Annotated in this window: 18 protein-coding genes; 9 read left to right on the top strand and 9 right to left on the bottom strand. The window is 72.1% G+C overall.

The window, feature by feature from the left end:
- Together A2U95_RS23460 and A2U95_RS23455 are read right to left on the bottom strand one after the other, a co-directional pair.
- Nucleotides 1-2773 (bottom strand): DUF6531 domain-containing protein (locus A2U95_RS23460; RefSeq protein WP_166026470.1); only part of this gene is annotated, 2773 nt, incomplete at its 3' end.
- A gap of 368 nt (nucleotides 2774-3141) precedes the next feature.
- Nucleotides 3142-4224 (bottom strand): tyrosine-type recombinase/integrase, encoded by a 1083-nt coding sequence (locus A2U95_RS23455; RefSeq protein ID WP_240957869.1) that lies wholly within the window; start codon nucleotides 4222-4224, stop codon nucleotides 3142-3144.
- A 542-nt stretch (nucleotides 4225-4766) separates the two neighbouring features.
- On the opposite strand from A2U95_RS23455, the gene A2U95_RS23450 reads away from it, so the two are divergent.
- Entirely contained in the window at nucleotides 4767-5141 is a 375-nt protein-coding gene (locus A2U95_RS23450) for a VOC family protein (RefSeq protein WP_166026468.1), read from the top strand.
- Nucleotides 5142-5240: 99 nt separating this feature from the next.
- Here the strand turns inward: A2U95_RS23450 and A2U95_RS23445 are convergent, their stop codons facing one another.
- Complete coding sequence (locus A2U95_RS23445) at nucleotides 5241-6119, bottom strand: alpha/beta fold hydrolase (RefSeq protein WP_166026466.1); 879 nt, start codon at nucleotides 6117-6119, stop codon at nucleotides 5241-5243.
- Between the two features lie 129 nt (nucleotides 6120-6248).
- Here A2U95_RS23445 and A2U95_RS23440 point away from each other — a divergent pair, with 129 nt between their 5' ends.
- Nucleotides 6249-8246: an AfsR/SARP family transcriptional regulator gene (locus tag A2U95_RS23440; RefSeq protein ID WP_420857041.1), complete on the top strand. Its 1998-nt coding sequence runs from the start codon at nucleotides 6249-6251 to the stop codon at nucleotides 8244-8246.
- A gap of 77 nt (nucleotides 8247-8323) precedes the next feature.
- Complete coding sequence (locus tag A2U95_RS23435; RefSeq protein ID WP_166026464.1) at nucleotides 8324-9133, top strand: hypothetical protein; 810 nt, start codon at nucleotides 8324-8326, stop codon at nucleotides 9131-9133.
- Between the two features lie 30 nt (nucleotides 9134-9163).
- On the opposite strand, the gene A2U95_RS23430 is transcribed toward A2U95_RS23435, so the two are convergent.
- Both A2U95_RS23430 and A2U95_RS23425 read right to left on the bottom strand, forming a co-directional pair.
- On the bottom strand, nucleotides 9164-9517 hold the full coding sequence (locus tag A2U95_RS23430) for a VOC family protein (protein ID WP_166026462.1): 354 nt from the start codon (nucleotides 9515-9517) through the stop codon (nucleotides 9164-9166).
- A gap of 97 nt (nucleotides 9518-9614) precedes the next feature.
- Entirely contained in the window at nucleotides 9615-10220 is a 606-nt protein-coding gene (locus A2U95_RS23425; protein WP_166026460.1) for a TetR/AcrR family transcriptional regulator, read from the bottom strand.
- Nucleotides 10221-10289: 69 nt separating this feature from the next.
- On the opposite strand from A2U95_RS23425, the gene A2U95_RS23420 reads away from it, so the two are divergent.
- A complete protein-coding gene (locus tag A2U95_RS23420; protein WP_166026458.1) occupies nucleotides 10290-11183 on the top strand; it encodes an NADP-dependent oxidoreductase in 894 nt (297 codons plus the stop codon).
- Nucleotides 11184-11279: 96 nt separating this feature from the next.
- Here the strand turns inward: A2U95_RS23420 and A2U95_RS23415 are convergent, their stop codons facing one another.
- The gene (locus A2U95_RS23415; protein ID WP_420857042.1) at nucleotides 11280-11855 is read right to left on the bottom strand and encodes a hypothetical protein; all 576 of its coding nucleotides are present in this window, start codon (nucleotides 11853-11855) and stop codon (nucleotides 11280-11282) included.
- Nucleotides 11856-12541: 686 nt separating this feature from the next.
- Between A2U95_RS23415 and A2U95_RS23410 the strand changes: the two genes are divergently transcribed.
- The 5 genes from A2U95_RS23410 to A2U95_RS23390 all read left to right on the top strand — a co-directional run bounded on the left by A2U95_RS23410 (nucleotide 12542) and on the right by A2U95_RS23390 (nucleotide 16958).
- On the top strand, nucleotides 12542-13660 hold the full coding sequence (locus A2U95_RS23410) for a bifunctional DNA primase/polymerase (protein ID WP_420857040.1): 1119 nt from the start codon (nucleotides 12542-12544) through the stop codon (nucleotides 13658-13660).
- Nucleotides 13657-15192, top strand: a complete 1536-nt coding sequence (locus A2U95_RS23405) for a DNA primase family protein (RefSeq protein ID WP_240957860.1) — start codon at nucleotides 13657-13659, stop codon at nucleotides 15190-15192. The genes A2U95_RS23410 and A2U95_RS23405 overlap by 4 nt, the downstream gene beginning before the upstream one ends.
- Nucleotides 15189-15590, top strand: coding sequence for a DUF6009 family protein (locus A2U95_RS23400; RefSeq protein WP_166026454.1), 402 nt, complete (start codon nucleotides 15189-15191; stop codon nucleotides 15588-15590). Before A2U95_RS23405 ends, A2U95_RS23400 begins: the two co-directional genes overlap by 4 nt.
- Before the next feature lie 258 nt (nucleotides 15591-15848).
- Nucleotides 15849-16292, top strand: coding sequence for a hypothetical protein (locus A2U95_RS23395; RefSeq protein ID WP_166026451.1), 444 nt, complete (start codon nucleotides 15849-15851; stop codon nucleotides 16290-16292).
- Between the two features lie 12 nt (nucleotides 16293-16304).
- Nucleotides 16305-16958: a hypothetical protein gene (locus A2U95_RS23390; RefSeq protein WP_166026449.1), complete on the top strand. Its 654-nt coding sequence runs from the start codon at nucleotides 16305-16307 to the stop codon at nucleotides 16956-16958.
- Nucleotides 16959-17107: 149 nt separating this feature from the next.
- Here A2U95_RS23390 and A2U95_RS23385 read toward each other — a convergent pair whose 3' ends face one another.
- From A2U95_RS23385 to A2U95_RS23375, 3 genes are all read right to left on the bottom strand, one after another.
- Complete coding sequence (locus A2U95_RS23385; protein ID WP_166026446.1) at nucleotides 17108-17503, bottom strand: thiol-disulfide oxidoreductase DCC family protein; 396 nt, start codon at nucleotides 17501-17503, stop codon at nucleotides 17108-17110.
- A gap of 365 nt (nucleotides 17504-17868) precedes the next feature.
- Complete coding sequence (locus A2U95_RS23380; protein ID WP_240957871.1) at nucleotides 17869-18276, bottom strand: HEAT repeat domain-containing protein; 408 nt, start codon at nucleotides 18274-18276, stop codon at nucleotides 17869-17871.
- A 263-nt stretch (nucleotides 18277-18539) separates the two neighbouring features.
- Entirely contained in the window at nucleotides 18540-19115 is a 576-nt protein-coding gene (locus A2U95_RS23375) for a hypothetical protein (protein WP_166026444.1), read from the bottom strand.
- Nucleotides 19116-19193: the final 78 nt, after the last annotated feature.

The raw sequence follows: 19193 nt of genomic DNA, 5'->3' as shown, positions 1-19193 counted from the left end.
TGAGGGTGCCCCCGGGTTCCCGGTTGAAGCTCATGTCCACGCCGGCGGTGGTCTTCGCGGACAGGCCCAGGGGGCCGTTGTGGAAGAAGGTGTCACCGAGGCGGATGCGCTCGCTCTGATCGGTCGAACCGTACTGGCCGGCGTAGGTGGTGCCGCCGACGGTGAGCGAGGTGAGCTGGGAGTAGTCCGACCACTTCTCGGCGGTGCGGGTGCCCTCCGGGGTGGAGGCGCCGGCGGTCTCGTTGCCGAGCTTGTCGTAGGACCAGTTGGTGCTGTCACCGTTCTTCGCGGTGATCTGCTGCGCGTCGTTGACCGTGTAGGTCGTACCGCGCGGGCACCCCTGGTCCACGCCCTGCGAAGTGAGGTTGCCGGCGAGGTCGTAGCAGTACTGCCAGGAGGAATTGAGGGTGGTGCCCTTCTCCTCCTTGGCGTAGGAGAAGCGGCCGGCGCCGTCGTAGGTGTAGCTGGTCTTCATGCCGGTGACGGCGTCGGTGCTGGTGCGGATCTTGCTGCCGTCATCGTTGGCGTTGGCGCCGGAGTAGGCGTAGGAGTAGGCGAGGTCGGCCAGCGTGCCCTTCGGCGAGGTCGCCTTGATGCGCTTCGGCCGGGAGGACTCGTCCAGCGTGACCTCCTGGACCGTGCCGCCGGGATAGGTGGTCTTCGTGCGGACGTCATTCTTGTCGTACTCGTACGTGGTGACCTTGCCTGCCGGCGTCTTCAGCTGGGTGAGGTTGTTGACGGCGTCCCACGTGTAGTCGGTCAGGCCCGCCGGGTCCTCATAGGTGTCGACGTTGCCGGCCGGGGTGTAGGTGAGGCGGGTCTGGGATCCGTTCTGCAGGGTGCGGACCGTTTCCCGGTTCAGCGGGTCGAAGGTGTAGCCAACCACCCCGGTCTTGTCGGAGCGCTGGACCAGGTTGCCGTCGCCGTCGTAGGAGTAGGTGACGGTGAGGTAGTTGGAGGAGTCGACCTTCACCACGCGGTCGCGCTCGTCGTACTCGTACGTGACGGTCACTCCGCGCCCGTCCCGCACCATGAAGGGACGACCGAGGTCGTCGTAGGTGTAGGTGGTGACGCCGAGCGGGGCGGGCGGGGTGACCTTGGTCAGGTTGCCCTTGGCGTCGTACGTGAAGGAGGTGGACACCGACTTCGTGGAGCTCATCTTCGTGGTGGCCTTGCAGCGCTGGCCCTCGAAGCCGCCGCAGGTGGGGGTGGCGGGGTTGTAGTCGAAGGTCTGGCTGCCGCCGCCGGTGCCGGTCACCGCGACGGACTTGGTGTTGCCGGCGGTGTCGTAGGTGTAGTCGGTCTTCTCCCCGTCCGGGGTGGTCATGGAGCCCGGCAGGTCAGCGCCCGAGATCGTCTGGTAGCCGGTCAGGGACGAGGTCGCGCCGGTGGGGAGCTTCGCGGAGGTGGGGTTGTTGCGGGAGTCCCAGCCGTAGGCGGTGACGTTGCCGCCGACGCCACCGCTGCCCATCGCGTCGGTGGCCTCGGTGACGTTGTTGTTCGCGTCGTACTTCTTCGAGCGCTCACGGCCGAGGGCGTCGGTCACCTTGGTGACCCGGCCGTCGCCGTCGTGCTCGTAGTGGGTGGCGTGCTTCTCGGGATCGGTGACCGTCGTCGTGCCCGCATCGGACGGCCATTCGCCCGAGTAGCTGTAGGTGTGGGTCGGGCCGGTGTGCCCGGAGCCGTCGAGCGACGTCGCGCGCAGCATGGAGGTGACGCGGTTGTGGTCGTCATAGGTGAAGACCGTGACACGGCCCTCCGGCGTGATGATCTTCGTGAGCCGGCGGGAGGAGTCGTACTGGAACTGGGTCGCCTTGCCCTCGGTGTCCGCCGTCCGCGCCAGGTTGCCGGAGCTGTCGAGGTCGAAGACGGCGGTGCGGCCGGTGTGGTCCTTGGCCTGCCACTGGTTCGGGTAGGTCTTGACCAGGTCGACCCACCGGCCCGAGCGGGTCTCCGTGACCTTGAAGCCCTTGTGCTCCTCGCCCTCGTCGTGCTGGTCGACGGTGACGGTGCCCTTGTTGCGGTCGGTGACCTTGGTCAGCGTGCCGTACGCGTCGTAGGTGTCCTTCGACCCCGACTTGCGGTCGGTGAGGGTGTAGGTGCCGTCGCTGTTCTTCTTCAGGTCCTTCGAGTAGCCCTTCGGCGTGGTGAAGGTGCCGTCGGAGTTCTTGGTGAAGCGGACGGTGGCGCCGGTGGCGTCGTAGAAGATCACCTCGGACGTGTAGAAGAGGTCGAGGTAGCGCTCGTACTCCTGCCACCACTGCTGGGAGACCTTGCCCCAGGGGGCGTCGAAGGAGTTGTACGTGCGGGCCAGGCGCAGCTTCTGGCCGACGCCCGCGATCTCGAAGTCGGTCGCGGCGAGCATCAGGTTGCCGTTGGACAGGTTGATGCGGGCGACCAGGGAGTCGGTGATCCGGAAGTCCGATATCTGGTGCCAGGGGACCGAGCCCTGGCCCTCCGGCACGTAGCTGGCGGGCGAGACGTCGGAGGACGCCGACGAAGGCGCCTTGGATGCCTTGCTCCCCTTGCCACCCGTACGGGCGCGTTCCTTCTGCCCCGCCTCCCAGGCCGCCTCGCCCTTCGAGGGCTCGGCCTCGGGCCGTGAGGCGACGGGCTTGTTGGAGCCGACCTTCACCGGCGGCACCTCCAGCCGGTCCGCCTTCTTCCCCCACACCGATTCCGCCGCCTCGTTCGCGGGCGGAGCGGCGACGGCCGGCAGTCCCGCCACGCCGACCGTGAGCACGGTCAGAGCGGCGACCACGGTGCGTCTCATGTTCTTCCGGGCACGCCGAAACGGCGTGCCCGCAGCACGCGAATGCATGGAACATCCCCCACAGAAGAGATCCCGGACGGCTCCAGCGGCCACCGGGCGTCCCAGAAGCTGCCACAGGTTCTGCACACGCCGCCGGGCCGTGCCCGCGAATTGATCGCACTCACGCACGAATTCGAGACGTCTTGGGATCAAGGGAGATTCGTTGGAAACACTGGCGTCCGAGCGGCCGGCACGGTGATTCCCAGGCAACCGGCCGCGTCAGCGCGTCCGAATACCGTCGGTGAGCGGCGGTCACGCAGCGCTCGCCGCCACGCCGTTCGGGTCGGTCAGGCTAGGAAGAGCTGGCGGCTCGACGCCGGTGGCGCGGGTCAGGTGAGGCCGGCTGCGGCGTTGTCGTCCCAGCCGTCGGTGCGTTGGATGTAGCGGTGGAGGGAGCGGGAGTGGCGGGCCCAGCCGCCCTGGTCGGCGATGGTGATGGTGTCCTTGCCGTGGGCGCGGGCGGTGGTGGCGAGGCCGATGCGGAGGCTGTGGCCGGTCCAGGTGAGGGGGACGTGGGCGCGTTTGCTGATGCGGGTGATGGCGCGGGTGACGGAGTCGGGGGTGAGGCCGCCGGTGGGGTTGCCCCAGCGGTCGATGGCGAGGAAGGCGGGGGCGTCGGGGGTGCTCCAGCGGGGGTCGGCGTCGGTGGCGAGGCGGTGGCGGTAGGCGGTCCAGGCGCGGACGGGGCAGAGGCCGGGGTCGTGGCTGTAGGGGATCTTGGCGTCGCGGACGGTGTGCCGGGTCTTGCCGGTGAGGACGGAGACGACCAGGCCGCGGTGGTCGAGGCGGACGTCGGCGGCCAGCAGGCCGGCGGGGTCCTGGGCGCGGGCGGCGTAGTGGAAGGAGGTGAGGACGAGGGCCTTGTCGCGGTGGCCGGTGAGGGTGTCGGGGCAGGCGTGGGCGACGGCGCGCAGGTCGGAGACGGTGGCGGCGGGGGCCTGGCCGCGGCCGCGGCGTTCGCCCTGCTGGAGGAGTTTGACGGTGAGGCCCTGAAGGGCCTTGCGGGCGGCGGCCTGGTCGTCGCGGCTGACGGTGTGGCCGCGTGTCCGCAGGCCGACGACCGCGCCGGCGAGGTGGGTGCCGGCCGAGGCGGGCGCGTAGCCGGCGTGGTCGGTGCGGCCCTCGCGCAGCATCCAGGTGACGAAGGCGACCAGCGCGCCGCGACTGGCCTCCCCCGTCGGCAGGCCGGTGTCCGCACAGAAGCGTTCCCACACCCGCCAGGCCTTGGCGTAGGTGTCGCGGGTGTTGGCCGGCACGATCTCCGCGGCGACGGCGTCGGCCAGGTCCTCGGCGGCCGCCAGCCGGCGGGCGGCCTCGACGCCGTGCCGGGCGGCCCAGCGCTCGACGAGGTCGGCGCGCGGGTCGCCGGAGCCGCCCGCGGGGGCGACGATGGGTGTGCGGGCGTCGTGCAAGTCCCTCTCCCCCGGTGCGGGCGGCCACCCCGAACCGCCGGGAAGGCCTGGAAAACTGACGTCGGATAAGGAGAGCTTATCCGACGCCAGAAGCCGCCCCGCGAGCGGCGTTCACAGAATGTGAAACCACGGGGTGAGGCGCCGTCAGGTCTTCCGGCGCGGAAGGAAAGAGCCGCCCGTGACACCGCCGCACCCCCGCGCCGGAAGCCCGCCCGACTCAGCCTCATCGCAACGAAACTGCTGGTCAGCGGGCTGCGCACGCCACACGAGACGGCTGGCGGCATCGACGGCTGGCCCGGTGCCGCCGGGGGCCACGGGGCACCGCTGCGGACCGGGTGCCACGCGGCCCAACGCGACGAAACCGCACCCGGGATACGCCGCCGCGCCGCTCTCGCCCGCGCCCCGTTATGGGAACACCTGCGCGGACAAGTCGGCCTGCACCGGTTCCGCACCTCCGACGCCACCTGCAACGGAACCCCACACCCCGCCTTCCGCGCACAGACGGACGTATGGGAACAGGCGTCGAGGGCACAAAGGGGGACATGACGACACTGCTCGGTGCCTTTGTCCTCGGTACTCCGGATCCGCCCGCGCTTGCTGACTTCTACCGCGCCCTGCTGGGTTGGGAGGAGGCCGAGCGGAGTCCCGCATGGGTTCGGCTGCGGGCCCCCGAACGAGATCGTCCCGGCCTCAGCTTCCAGCTGGAAACCGACCACACGCCCCCGGTCTGGCCCCAGCGCCCGGGTGTTCAGCAGATGCAGGCGCACCTGGACCTGCAGGTCGACGACCTGGAGGCGGAGACCAAGCGGGCTTGCGCCCTGGGCGCGACCCTGGAGGACCACCAGCCGCAGGAAGACGTGCGGGTCCTCCGCGATCCTCACGGCCATCCGTTCTGTCTCTTCCTGCCAGGAGCCTGAACGAGGGAGAGAGAGCACCCGGTGCCAGTGGCGGTGCCAGGCCGGTACTCCTCCGCCTGGCACCGTCACCCGGCCCGCGCCTGCCGGCCTGCCGGCGTGTCAGCGCGCCAGCAACTCCTGCAGGGCCAGGGCGATGTCCGTGGGGGCTTCCTCGGCCATGAAGTGACCGCAGGAAACGGTCAGGTGCCGCAGGTCAGGGGCCCAGGCGCCCCAGAGGGCGGCGGCGTCGTACCCGAGGGCGGCGCCCCAGTCCTGCTGGAGGACCGTGACCGGCATGGTGAGACGGCGGCCGGCCGCCCGGTCGGCCCGGTCGTGCTCCACGTCGATGCCGGCGGAGGCGCGGTAGTCCGCGACGATCGACGGCACCGCGTTGCGGCACGCCGCGAGATAGGCGTCGCGGACGTCCGCGGGTATGGCCTGCGGGCCGGTGGCCCACAGGTCGAGGAAGTGTCCGAAGAACTCGTCGGCGCTCGCCCGGATCATCTTCTCCGGCAGCCCGGGCGGCTGCGCCATGAGGTACAGGTGGAAGCCGACGGCCGCCGTCACGCCGTGCAGCGCCTCCCACATGTCGAGCGTGGGCAGCACGTCGAGACAGGCCAGGTGGGTGACGGACTCCGGGTGGTCCAGCCCCGCCCGGAAGGCGACCAGCGCGCCGCGGTCGTGACCCGCGAGGGCGAAGCGGTCGTGCCCGAGCTTCCTGGCGAGGGTGACGACGTCCTGGGCCATGGTCCGCTTGGAGTACGTGTCCGGACCGTCCTCCACGGGCTTGTCGCTGTCGCCGTAACCGCGCAGGTCGGGGCAGACGACGGTGTGCTCGGCGGCCAGTTCGGCCGCGACGGCGCGCCACATGAGGTGGGTCTGCGGGAAGCCGTGCAGGAGAACGACGGGGGTCCCCGACCCGCCGACGGCGACGTTCAGGGAGACGTCCTGGGCGACCCGCACCCGCTGGAGGTCGAAGCCGGGAAGGGTGATGGGCATAACGTGACTCGTTTCGCTCGTGAGGAAGGCGCGGCCCTCGCGGCCGCCTTCCGTGCCTCCACCGTGGGTGCGCCGGATGAGCAGCCGATGAGCGCGCTGTAGGTTGAGGCCCGTATTCCGGTGAAGTGGATGACGGACGTGCGAGTGCACCTGGGCGTGCTGGGGCCGGTGGCGGCCTGGGGTCCCGAGGGCGTGCCCGTTCCCCTCAAGGGGCCGATGCACCGCGCGCTCCTGGCCCGGCTCGTCGTCGCGCGCCGCCGGGTCGTGCCCGTGTCCCGCCTGGTGGAAGACCTGTGGGACGAGCCGCCGGCCGACGCCGTCGGCACGATCCGCACGTTCGTCGCGGCGCTGCGCCGCGCCCTGGAACCCGGCCGTCCTCCGCGTGCCCGCCCCCGCCTGCTGGTCACCGACGGCCCGGGCTACGCCCTCAAGGCCGCCGATGAGGACGTCGACGCCTGGCGCCTGGAACGGACCGTCCGTCAGGCGGGAGACCTGCCTCCGGCCGAGGCCGTGCGCCGGCTCACGCAGGCGCTGGGCTGGTGGCGCGGCCCCGCCTACGCGGACGTCGGCGCGGCCTCCTGGGTGCGCGCCGAGCGCTCCCGGCTGGCCGACCTGGAGTGCCGGGCCATCGAGGACCGGGCACAGGCGCGCCTCGCCCTGGGCGCGGCGGCCGAGGCGGCGGCGGAGCTGGACGCGCACGTCGGCGAGCACCCCTGGCGGGAGGACGCCTGGCACCTGCTGGCCCTGGCCCTGTACCGGTCCGGACGCCAGACGGAAGCGCTGTCCGCCGTCAGGCGAGCCCGGCGCGCCCTGGGCGACCGGATGGGCATCGAGCCCGGGCCGAGGCTGCGCCGCCTGGAGAGCGACCTCCTGCGGCAGGCGGACCACCTCGACCCGGGCCCGGGCGGTCCGGCTGCCCAGGTCTGGGCGCAGGCGGCCGCGGCCTACGAGCGGGCCGCCCCGTCGTACGCGCGCGTCCGGCTGGAGTCCACCGCGGGGCTGATGCGCGACCTGGCGGTGACCGGAGGCGGAGGCCTGGAGGCGGCGCGGCGCCACCGGGTGGCCGCCGTGGCCGCGGCCGAACAGCTCGGCGACCCGGAAGTCACCGCCCGCGTCATCGGCATCTACGACGTCCCCGCGGTGTGGACCCGCTCCGACGACCCGGAACAGGCCCGCCGGCTGGTGGACGCGGCGGAGCGGACCCTGCGGACGCTGCCGGAGGACCACCGGCACGACGCGGCCCGCTGCCGGCTGCTGGCCACGATCGCCGTGGAATCCCGCGGGACCCTGCCCACCGACCGGGTGGCTCCGGGCGAGGGGGCGCGCGCCCTCCAGGCCGCGGAGCGGGCCGAGCGGCTCGCGCGGCAGCTCGACGACCCCTCCCTGCTGGCCTTCGCGCTGAACGGCGTCTTCATGCAGGCCTTCCGGCGCGCCGGGCTGTCGGCACGCCGGGACGCCGTCGGCGCCGAGATGATCTCCGTCGCCGGGCGGGGCGGTCTGGTGACGTACGAGATCCTCGGCCACCTGATCCGGCTCCAGTCGCACTGCGCCGTGGCCGACCTCGTCGGGGCCGATCGGCACGCCACCGCCGCCGACCGGCTCGCCGAGCGTCACGGCATCCCCCTCGTCGCGGTGTTCACCACCTGGTACCGCGCCCTGCGCACCGCCGCGACCCGGCCGCTGCCGGAGGCCGAGCAGGCCTACCGGGAAGCCGGAGCGCTCCTGGACGGTGCCGGGATGCCGGGCCTGGGGCACGGACTGCCGCCCATGGCACGGCTGAGCCTGCGCCTGCGTCACGGCCTCCCGCCGGTGGTCGACGCCGAGGACGACTGGGGACCGTACGAGACCTGGGTGCGCCCGCTGCTCCTGGTCACCGCGGGAGACGTGACAGCGGCGCGGGCCGCGCTGAGGGGCATCGCCTCCCCGCCCCGTGACCTCATGTCCGAGGCCCTGTGGTGCCTGGTGGCCAGGGCGGCCACGGCGGTCGGGGACCGCGAGGTGATGGGACGCGCCGCCCGGCAGCTGCGGCCGGCGACCGCGGAACTGGCCGGCGCGCAGAGCGGACTGCTCTCCTTCGGCCCGGTCGCACGCCACCTCGAGGAACTGTCGTCGTCGCTCCGGCGCTGAAGCGGCGGGGCGGCAGGACGACGCTCGAGCCGGGCCGGGTCACCGGCCGCACCACCGGGAAAGCACAATCAGGTCTCATGGCGAGGAAGAAGAAGACCGCCCGCGACGCCGCCGCACCGCTGCGCCGCGAGCCCGTCCGGCTCGGGCCGGTGAACGCGAACGCGTTGGTCGGCGAGCTGCGCACGGTGCACGAGACGGCCGGCGGCGCGGACGGCATGCCCGACGACGCCGAGGTCTACGCGGCGCTGCTGTGGGCCGAGCGCAACGCGGCCCAGCTCGACGAAGCGGCACCCGAACCGCGCCGCCGCGCCGCCCTCATCCGCGTCCTGCTGTGGGAACACCTGCGCGAACAGGCCGACCTGCACCAGGGGCGCGCTGTCGAAGCCGCCCGCACCGCCGGCGCCACCTGGGCCGAGCTCGCCAGCCCCCTGGCCGTCCGCACCCCCTCCGCCGCCTACAACAAGGCCCAGCGCCTGGCCGCAGCCACCCTCACCGACGCCACCGACCACGACCGTCCCGTCCGCCGCACTCCCGAAGCCGTCGCCGCCGCCCGCCTGCGCCACGCCGAGCGCGAACGCGCCGCCCTGCGCCGTCGGCAGGCCGCCACCGAACGCCACCCGCTCGTCGCGGCCGCCGCCCGGCGCCTCCTCGACCACCGCGAGGACCTGGCCCGCGACGACGACACCGACTTCTGGCTCGACGAAGCGGAATACGTCCTCGACGACTGCACCACCGCCCTCCAGCAGGAGAGCCTGGAGCGCTACCTCGCCGCCGCCGTCCGCCACCTCCAGCACCACCACCGCACCACCGGCGAGCCCCCCGCCACCGGACCGGAGGCCCTCAAGGCGTGGGAAGCGGTGCGCGACCTGGTCCGCACGCCCGTCTGACCGTGCGGGTCCGGCGCGGGCGCGCCGGTCTCAGGACGTCGCCCAGACGCCGAGCTCGTTGCCACTCGGGTCCAGGAAGTGGAAACGGCGTCCGCCCGGGAACGGGTAGGGGCCCTCCACCACGTGCCCACCGGCCGCGGTGACCGCGACCGCCGTGGCGTCCAGGTCCTGCGAGAACAGCAGGACCAGGGGGCCGTTCCGCCCCGGTTCACGCAGGGTGCTCAGCCCGCCCACCTCGCCCTCGCCGTCAGGGGCGACGATGCCGGCGTAGCCCGGACCGTACTCGTTGAACGTCCACCCGAAGGCGGCCGCGTAGAACGCCCGCGCCTCCGCGAGGTCCTTGACGCCGAGCTCGATGTAGTCGATGGCGTGATGGGTGTTCATGTTCGAACTCCTCCTGTGGGTCGCCACCAGCATGCCCGGGGCACCGGACCGCCCGCCGGGAAACCGGGGACTGCCGGGAGCCGGCCCGGGGCCCGGACTACGATCCGGCCGTGCCGGAAGGGGCCCCAAAGGGGCGGGCGGCGTCCCAGGCGGCCTCGATCATCCGGAAGACCTCGTCCACCGCAGTGTCCGGATCGTCCGCCTCCCGGGCCAGCGCATGGGCGTCGGCCACGAACCTCGCCATCGCCCGGCAGGCCGTCGTGGTCCGCGCCAGGCCGAGATCGGCAGCGACGGCCACGGCCAGCGACTCCGCGTGACGCAGCCTCATCGACTCCTCGTACTGCCGCAGGGCCGGTGAGGCGTCGACCATGCGCCAGATCGGGGCGGCGTCGTCGCCCGTGCAATGACGCACCATGGCCCGGACCTCACGGCGCAGCGCCGGCAGGAACGGCTCGTGCGGAGCCCGGTCGGTGACCGCCCGGACCAGGCGCTGCTCGAAGTCCTCGTCCTGCTCGAACACCAGGGCCTCTTTCGAGGCGAAGTGGGAGAAGACCGTGGTGACGGCCACGTCCGCCTCGGCGGCCACGTCGCGGATGCCCACCGCGTCGTACCCACGGTCGAGGAAGAGCCGCAGGGCGGTGTCGGCGATCCTCTGGCGGGTCGCGGCCTTCTTTCGTTCACGGCGTCCGGGCGGCACGGTCATGCGCTGACGCTATCAGAGACATAAGTGAATCCGTTCCGAAACACTAACCGTTAGTGTTACGTTGACGGCATGAAGATGATCAGTTTTGCCGAGTTCGGTGGTCCGGACGTCCTGCGGCTCGTGGACGCCGAGGAGCCCCACGCGGGCCCCGGTCAGGTGCGTGTGGCCGTGCGGGCGGCGGGTGTGAACCCCGTCGACTGGCGGATCCGTGAAGGCCAGTTCCGGGCGGTCCGGCCGATCGAGCTGCCCTCCGGGGTCGGTCAGGACGCCGCCGGGGTGGTGGACGAGGTGGGCGAGGGCGTCGAAGGCGTGGAGGTCGGGGACCACGTGTTCGGCGAGGGCTCCAGCACCTACGCGGAGTTCGCCGTGCTGTCGGCCTGGGCCCGCATGCCCGAGGGCCTGACGTTCCAGGAGGCCGCCGGATATCCCTCCGTGATGGAGACCGCGCTGCGCGTCATCCGTGAGGTCGGTGTGCGCCCCGGGGAGACGCTGCTGGTCAGCGGTGCGTCGGGAGGCGTCGGCTCGGCGGTGCTGCAGGTCGCCCGCAACCGCGGCATCACGGTGATCGGCACGGCTGGCGCCGCGAACCAGGACTACCTGCGCGACTTGGGCGCCCTCGCCACGACGTACGGCGAGGGCTGGGTCGAACGGGTGCGGCGGCTCGGCCGGGTCGACGCGGCTCTCGATCTGGCCGGCTCGGGCGTGCTCCGTGAACTCGTCGAGCTGACCGGGGATCCGCGGAAGGTGGTCTCCATCGCCGATTTCGGCGAGCCCGGACTCGGTGTCCGTTTCTCCGGCGCGGCCGGGAGCATGCCGGAGGCGCTCGCCGAGGCGGTCGCCCTCATCTCGCGGGGGAAGCTCCACATCCCGGTCGAGAAGGCCTACCCGCTGGCCGAGGCGGCTGCGGCCCACGTGGACAGCCGGGCCGGTCACACGCGCGGACGCCGGGTCCTGATCGTCTGACGGCCGCCCGCGCCGGGCGGCGGGGGTGGCGGGGGGTGAAGTACGCGTTGCCGGGGGCACTCAGGACCTGCCGTGCCCAAAGCGCCGGGCGCCGCGTCAGGGCGTGAGCTCCTCCCGGGCCCGCTGGAGCTGCTCCACGGTGATGCTGCCGGTCTCCGGGAGCCCCGCGGCGGTCCAGGCCGCCTGGGCGCGGGGCACCGAGCCGTCCGTGTCGTCGAGGAGGATCTTCTTGGCCAGATTGACCGTGAGGGCCCCCTCGCCGAGGTCCATGAGGTGGGCGAGCATGCGGATGCTCCTGGTCGCCCCGGCGGCTTCGTTGTACCGGTAGACCAGCACCCAGCGGCCTTCGAGGGAGCGGGCCCGCTCGATCAGGCGGCGGCCGCGGTCGGTCTCCTGCTGTTCGGTGCGGATGTGCTCGGCGTCGCCCCCCGGGGAGCGCAGGGTGAGCAGACCGCGGCGGCTGGTCTCCTCGATCTCCACCTTCTCCAGGAAGGCGACGAAGCGCTTGGCGCTCTCCAGGCGGGCGATGTCCTGCGCGGCCTGCTGGGCGACCATGTGGAGGTCGACGGTGAGGGAGTGCACGCGTCGGCCCCAGTCGGCCTCCTGGCCCGGCGGGCAGGGTCCGGCGGCCTGTGCGGCGGCGATGACGAGGCTGTAGTCCACGCGCCCCATCATGACGGCCCGCTCCGACAGCCCGGACGGCCGGCTCCCGCCGACTCCACCGACTCCGGGCAGCGACCCAAAGCGACGCTCCTCCGGAACCCCTGGAAAAAGCAGCACAGCGGGGGCGCGGCACCCGCCGTGCCGTTCGGTCGCTGTGTTCAGTCGCTGCCCGAGACCGTTCAGTCGCTGCTCCTCCCCCGCGCAGTCTGATGAAAAGACCCCTCCGAGGTCCTCGGAGGGGCACAGCGACTGAAGAACAGCGACTGAACGGCTTTCGGTCGCTGCTTCGGTCGCTCCCTGAAACCCCAGGTCAGACCGCATTTCATCGAAGGACAGCGACCGAAGCGACCGAACTTCGGGGTATATCAGTCCTTAGTGCGCGCGCGTGTGTGCGTGATAGATAGAAGAGTTGAGTCGCTTCAGTCGCTGTTTTCTCTTCCGCAAGCCTCTGAGCTGCGGTTTTGTCGAGCGACTGAAGCAGCGACCGAAGTTCTTCGGTCGCTGTTCGCTCTCCCTTCGGTCGCTGCCGTCCCAGAGGCCCCGGGAACCGGACGGGGATCCCCTCCGTCCTCAGCTCCGCGGGCGTCTCCGACACGTCTCCGGCGCTGTTTCCACAGGGGTCCGCGGAGCCGCCGCGACTCTTCGCTAGGCTGTGTCCGTCGTTGAGTCGCTTCGGTCGCTGATGGGGGGCGCAGGTGCCTGCTGAGCTGCGGTTTCCTCGCAGCGACTCAACCGGGTCAGCTTCCCGGCCCCCGGTCGCCGCGTCCGCCGTCGGCATCGCCCTGCGGTGCGCCGAGCGGGGCTGGCCCGTCCATCCGCTGGCCGCCGGCCGCAAGACGCCCGCCGCCAACTGCGCGAGCTGCCGCACCGCGCCGCACACCCCCGCGGAATGTCCGTGCCTCCCCCAGGGACGCTGGTGCCACGGATTCCACGCCGCAACCCTGGACCCCGCGCGCATCCGGGACTGGTGGGGCCCCCGGTCGGGTCTCGGCGTCGGAGTCGCCTGCGGTCCGGCGGGGCTGGTCGTCGTCGATGTCGACGCCCACGCCACCGAACCCCCGAGCCGCGACCGGCTGCTGCCCGGCATCCCGATCGGCGACCACGTCGACCTCACCGGCCTGTCCAACGGCTTCCACACGCTCGCCGTCCTGGCCGCGCTGCGCTCCCGGCCCTCCCCCGCCGAGGACGACACCACCCTGCGCGTCCGCACCCCCTCGGGCGGCATGCACATCTGGTACCGGGTCCCGGACGGCCGCCGCTGGCAGAGCTCGGCCGGCTCCAGCACCGGCCGGGCCCTCGCCTGGCAGGTCGACGTCCGCGCCCACGGCGGCTACATCGTCGCCCCCGGCACCGTCACCCGCGACGGGGCCTACACACCCGTCGGGGACGTCCGCACCCCCGCCCCGCTCCCCGCCTGGCTCGCCCAGGAGCTCGAGCGCACCGGACACCTCGCCACCCCCCAGCGGGCCCCGGGGCCCCGCTCGGTGCCGCCCAGGGCCCAGCAGGCCGTCCTGGCGGCCGGAGGCGGCGCCAAGCGCATCGGAAGCACCCTGGAGGCCGTCCTGGCCCCCGTGCGGGCGTGCGGGCAGGCATCCGAGGGCACCGGGTTCTCCGACGCCCTCAACCGGGCCGCCTACACCCTGGGAGGACTCGTCGCCGCCGGACGCCTGCCCCGCGAGGACGCGGAGACGGCCCTCCGCGACACCGCCGCGGCCGTCCGCCCGGGGCAGGACCGCCGTGCCCAGCAGATCATCCGCAGCGGCCTCGCCGCAGGCCTGCGCCACCCCCTCTACAGCCGAGGGCGCCGCCCGTGACCGTCAACCTGCCCCCCGGCCCCGGCAACGGGACCCTCTTCGACGCCGAGGCCGTCGCCGCGCAGATCCGCGGCGCCCGGGCACCGCTCCAGCTGCCCGCCCAGAACACGCCGCCGGCCTCCCCCGCCGCCGGGGAGGCCACGCCCGCCGGGCTGCTCCCGGACACCCTCAGCGACCGGGGCAACGCCAAACTCTTCGTCAAGCTCTACGCCAACGACTACCGGCACGTCCCCGGCATCGGCTGGTACCGCTGGGACGGCACCCGCTGGCAGATCGACGAGGACGACACCGTCCTGTGGGCTGCCGGCGACCTCGCCGAGAACATCGCCGACCAGGACCCTCGGGGTTACTTCACGGCCGCCGCCCTCAAGCAGCACCGCCGCCGCGCCCTGTCCACCACCGGCATCAACGCCATGCTCACGCAGGCCAGGTCGGCCCCCGGCATGGTCCTCAACGCCGCGCTCCTCGACGCCGACCCCTACGCCCTGTGCACCCCCGCCGGCATCGTCGACCTGCGCACCGGCCTGATGAAGGCCCCCGACCCGAACAAGGACTTCCACTCCCGGTCCACCACCGTCGGCCCCAGCCACACCCCCACGCCCCGCTGGAACCGCTTCCTCACCGACACCTTCGGCGACGACGCCGAGGGCCGGGAGATGATCGACTTCCTGCACCTGCTGCTCGGCTACTCGATCACCGGCGACGTCGGCGGCCAGATCCTGCCCTTCCTCTTCGGCGAGGGCAAGAACGGCAAGTCCGTCCTCCTGGACGTGCTGATGAAACTCCTCGGCGACTACGCCGACGCGGCCCCGCCCGGCTTCCTGATGGCCCGCCCCTACGAGGGCCACCCCACCGACCTGGCCGAGCTCCACGGGCGCCGCGTCATCGTCTGCTCCGAGGTCAAGCACGGCGACAAGTTCGACGAGGCCCGCGTCAAGCTCCTCACCGGCGGCGACCGCATCAAGGCCCGCCGCATGCGGCAGGACTTCTTCAGCTTCCAGCCCACCCACAAGCTCTGGCTGCTGGGCAACCACCGCCCCGAGGTCGGCACCGGAGGCTTCGCCTTCTGGCGACGGATGCGGCTGATCCCCTTCGAACGGACCGTCTCCGACGACCGCAAGATCGACAACCTCGCCGACATCCTCGTCACCGAGGAGGGCCCGGGCATCCTCGGCTGGCTCGTCGACGGCGCCCGCCGCTACGTCAACGGGGCCCGTGACCTCACCGGACCCGAACGCGTCCGCATCGCCACCAGCGCCTACGCCGAGACCGAGGACCACACCGGCCGGTTCTACGACGAACGCTGCGTCCTGGGCGCCGACCTGAGGGCCGAACAGTCCGGCCTCTACGCGGCCTACCGGGCGTGGTGCCGGAACGAGGGCGCGCCCGCCATGACGTCCCGTGCCTTCGCGGCCCGCACCCGCGAACTGGTCGGGCTCAGCTCCCCGAGGCAGATGATGACCTCCAACCAGCGCAAGTACTACCCGGGCATCGGACTGCTCTCCGACCAGGAAGGTGAGGGAACGACGTGAGCTCCTTGATCACCGAGGAGGAGATCGCCCACGAGACCGAGCTGGTCTGGCTCGAGGACCCTCAGGACCTCGACTACGTCCGGCAGAGTCTCGACCGCCTCCCCACCCGCAAGGGCAAGCCCGCCTACCACCGCGACGGCCGCATGGTCGGCTACGCCCTCCTCGGACCCGGCGCCAAGCCCTCCCGCTCCTCCGGGACCTTCCGCCGCCGCGTCTTCTGGCTCCTCCCCCACGACCGCGACGCCGACCCCACCGGCCTGTACGCCAAGGGCGCCCCGGCCGAGGCCGTCGACCCGCGGACCCTGGCCGCGGGCGTCAAGGGGTACAAGACGGAGCGCTCCGAGGGAGGTCCCCCGTCGACCGCGATGCGGGAGCTGGGCATAACGCTGCCGCTGTGACTCCCCGCCGGGCGCGCGGGATCCGCCGGGCGCCGTCGGACGGCGGTGCGTGCGGCCACCCGTGCGGGCGCCGGTCCTCCTTTCCGCGGCCCCGCGCCCGGCGTGGGGCGCGCGGTCGCGAACCGGGCGCGGAAAGCCTCCCGCCCTACCACGGCCAGCGCCTGGGCACCGGCCGACTCCACCGGGGCGTTACGCCGATCCGGTGACGCGGGCCGGGAACGAAGGACCCACGGCCGAGGCGCGTGCCACAGTCGCTCCATGAACAGGCTCGCGCCCAAGGCGGCAACCGCCCTCGCCGCAGCTGCCCTTCTCGCCGGAGGCCTCGTCACGCCCGCCCACGCCGCGCCGGCCTGGGACAGGACGGTCAAGTGCCAGCAGAAGGACTGGGACGGCAGGGTGGTCCCCACCCGTGCCGGAAACAGCCAGCTGGGCTGGAAGCACTTCTCCGGCCCGCACAACATCAGGAAATGCAGGATCGTCAACGCCGCCATCAACGGCAAGCCCGACAGGAAGAGCGGCGCCCGCCTCGAATACTGGGCCTACGCCTGGAACGGCAACCGGCGGGTGCAGGTCATCGTCATCGCCCAGTACGCCCGCAAGACCGCGGACGGGCGCTACGACGCCGGCCCCGGTCAGCGGATCGGCGTCATCACCGCCTACTGCAAGGGCATGAACAGGTGCCCGAACTGGCTCAACCAGTGACATCTTTGCGCCGTGAATCCCACGTATGACGACATCGCGGAGCAGCAGGCGGACATCGTCGGCCTCCTGCTCCCCTATTTCCGCGTGCCCCTTCCCGACGGGCGATTCATCCGAGGCGTCCTGCCGCCTCCGCCTCCTTCCGAGGCGGTCCGCGTCGTCGTGGGCCCCCGGCGCGGTGGTGAGCCGGACGAGACGACGATCTGGGAGATCCCGCTGCGCGCAGCCGACGGGGCCGGGGACTTGGTGGGCGCGGACGACCTCCTCGGCGTGGTGCGCGCCCTGCACACCGGCACCCGGATCGTCTCCAGCAGCCGCACGGACACGGTGATGGGCATGCGGCTCGTCCGTGTGGATCCCGCTGGGGTGGAACCCGCCGGCCCGGACGAGGACGACGACGCGCTCGTCGTCCTGCGCACCCTCGTCCACCCGTGGACCGAGGAGAGGCCCGTTCCCCGCCTGCGGGGCTTCCTGCTCCGGGGCCCCGACCGGCTGCGCCTGTACTGCGACAGCGAGGAGGACACCACGGTGGTGGCCGCCGACGTCCGCCTCTCCGGAGCCCTCACGGCCCTGCTCGCCGCGCTCCCCTCCCTGATCGAGGAGGAAGGAAGCGCACCGGGGGATGCCGATCCGCACTGCTCCCGGCTGGTCGACCTCACCCGCTGGTGACGCACCGGCGGCCGTCGCCGCCCAGGCCGCGTCCAGGAGCCCTTGCTCGGTGCGAGCAGGGCGCGGCCTGAGCCCATGGCCGCCACGGGCGAAGCCGTCGGCTCGCTCGGGTGCGGTGACCCTCGGGTGCGGTGACCAGGGCGCCGCGTTCAGCCCGTCCGGTCCGTGGTGCGCCGGGCCGTCGGCGCGCACGCCGCCGTGCTGCCCGGCAGCCGCGACCGGTTGTTCGCCACCAAGCGGTACCCGACATGAGCGGCCCACCGGACGGGGGGCAGGGTGAGCAGCGCTCCCAGAACCGGCCAGCCGCCACGTGCGCTGAGGAGCAGCTTGGCCACGGCCTGGGATCCGCCGTGGACGGCTCCGGCCGGGGTCACCCACAGCGCTTCGTGCTCGGCACGTTCCTGGGTGACGCCGAGTGCCTCCAGATCCGCGAACTGCCACGGCGTCGTCGTGCAGCGGGGGCGGAGGAGCCGCTCGGCGAATCCGACCGAGAGACTGCAGAACCCGCAGTCTCCGTCATAGACGAGCACCGGCCGGCTCCGCATGGTTCTCCCTCGTTCCTCGTCGGCCCCGTGAAGCTGACACTTCGACGCTACCGCGCGCGAACCGTGCGGGGACGAGCACACCGCTCATTCCGGGCGTCGGCTCCGAGCCGCCACCTGCCGCGTGGCCCTCCAGCCGGCCAGGAGGAAACAGGGGCGCGTGATTATCACGGCGTGATAGTTCGGCATCGGTGATCCATGGGTGGGGGTGGGGGGCCGGCAGAGCCAGGTCCTGAGCGCGACCCTCCGGCAGGGACGCCGCCAGGGCGAACACGCCCCCGGAGGGGCAGCCGACGGCTGGGACGGGCGATGCTCCACTCCGCGTTCGGGGCCCTGCACGAACCAGCCCACAGGCAGGTCACTTCAGATCAACGGCTTGTGCCGTCCGTCCACGTCGAGATTTCCGCGGCACCCCGGCGGACAGCTTCTTCCGGATCATGGGCGAGCTGTCCGCAGACCGCTGCAACGTCCGGCACACCGTCCATCCCCACGAGCGCGTCATGCACCCCGGTCTGCAGCCAGTCCGCCTGGTTGTCGTCAGCCTCGGCAACCGAGAGGGCGATGAGCCTCACTGCGGCCACCGTTCCCACCCGAGCCAGGGCCTCTGCCGTCTGCCGGGTCACTGCCGTGTCCTCGACGTCCAGCAGCAGCCTCGTCAACGCATCCGCGGCCTCGGGAACGTCGGCGAAGGAAGCAAGGTCACGCCCGGCATGAACACGCTGCGACCACGAAGGAGACGAGGCCTCAGCCAAGGCCTTCTCCAGCTCACCCATCATCTCCGGCACGACCAGACCGTCTCATGCTCCACGAAGAAGATCGAATCTCGGACCGGTGCTGCCCACACGCTTGACGAGAAACATGGAGGTCCTCCGGCTCACCCCGTTGGCCACCAACTCCTGTGACTGCCAACAGATCGTACGACGTGCACGCAGACGCACCGGAAGGCGAATTATCACGGCGTGATATCTGACCGACGACTGCTGTGGCAGCGAGGCATCCGGCTCGTGATCGCGGATCGCGATCAGCCGCAACGGCTTCGTTAGGGCCTATGCCCCGGCGACGGCGCGGTTCGCCGGCGGTAGTAGGCGATCCCGAGAGCGATGGTGATGGGTCCCCATGCGGAGATCGGGGTGATGCACACCGTCGCAAGCGCCTGCCAGGCATCGCTGGTGTATCCGGCGTTGTCGACGATGCCGTACAGGGTGGTGAGGCTACGACCGTCGCCGATCGGCACGTTGGTGAACAGCAGGGTGAGGATCAGGCCGCCGAGGACAGCAGGGGCGGCGGCCGCCATCGGTCGAATGCGTTTGCCACCGATGATCGGAATCCAGGCGGGCGCCACCTCTCCCCAGCCCCGGACCAGCCCGATGGTTAAGACTGCGATCGCTTCCGACAGCACGCTGAGCCCGAGGACGTAGGGGATGCTCACCCAGTAGGGCGGCATGTCGACATCATGAACCTGCCCCATCTCGAAGTGCAGGGCGAAGGGCAGCCGCCACAGACACGACGGCAGCAGAAGCAGCGGAAGCGCGTAGGCCAGGCGCATGGCCCAGCGGGGAACGGGTCGCTCGGTATCACTGACCGGCGGGGGTGTGTGAAAGATCTTCAGCTTCATGACTTCATCCTCGTGAAGCAACCACAATCAGGGATCACCTCCACGGGCCGAACCGCTCCCCCGCGCGACGGACGCTGT

The organism is Streptomyces chilikensis, assembly GCF_001642695.1.
GTDB lineage: Bacteria > Actinomycetota > Actinomycetes > Streptomycetales > Streptomycetaceae > Streptomyces > Streptomyces chilikensis.
This window is presented reverse-complemented; position numbering and strand designations above follow the sequence as displayed.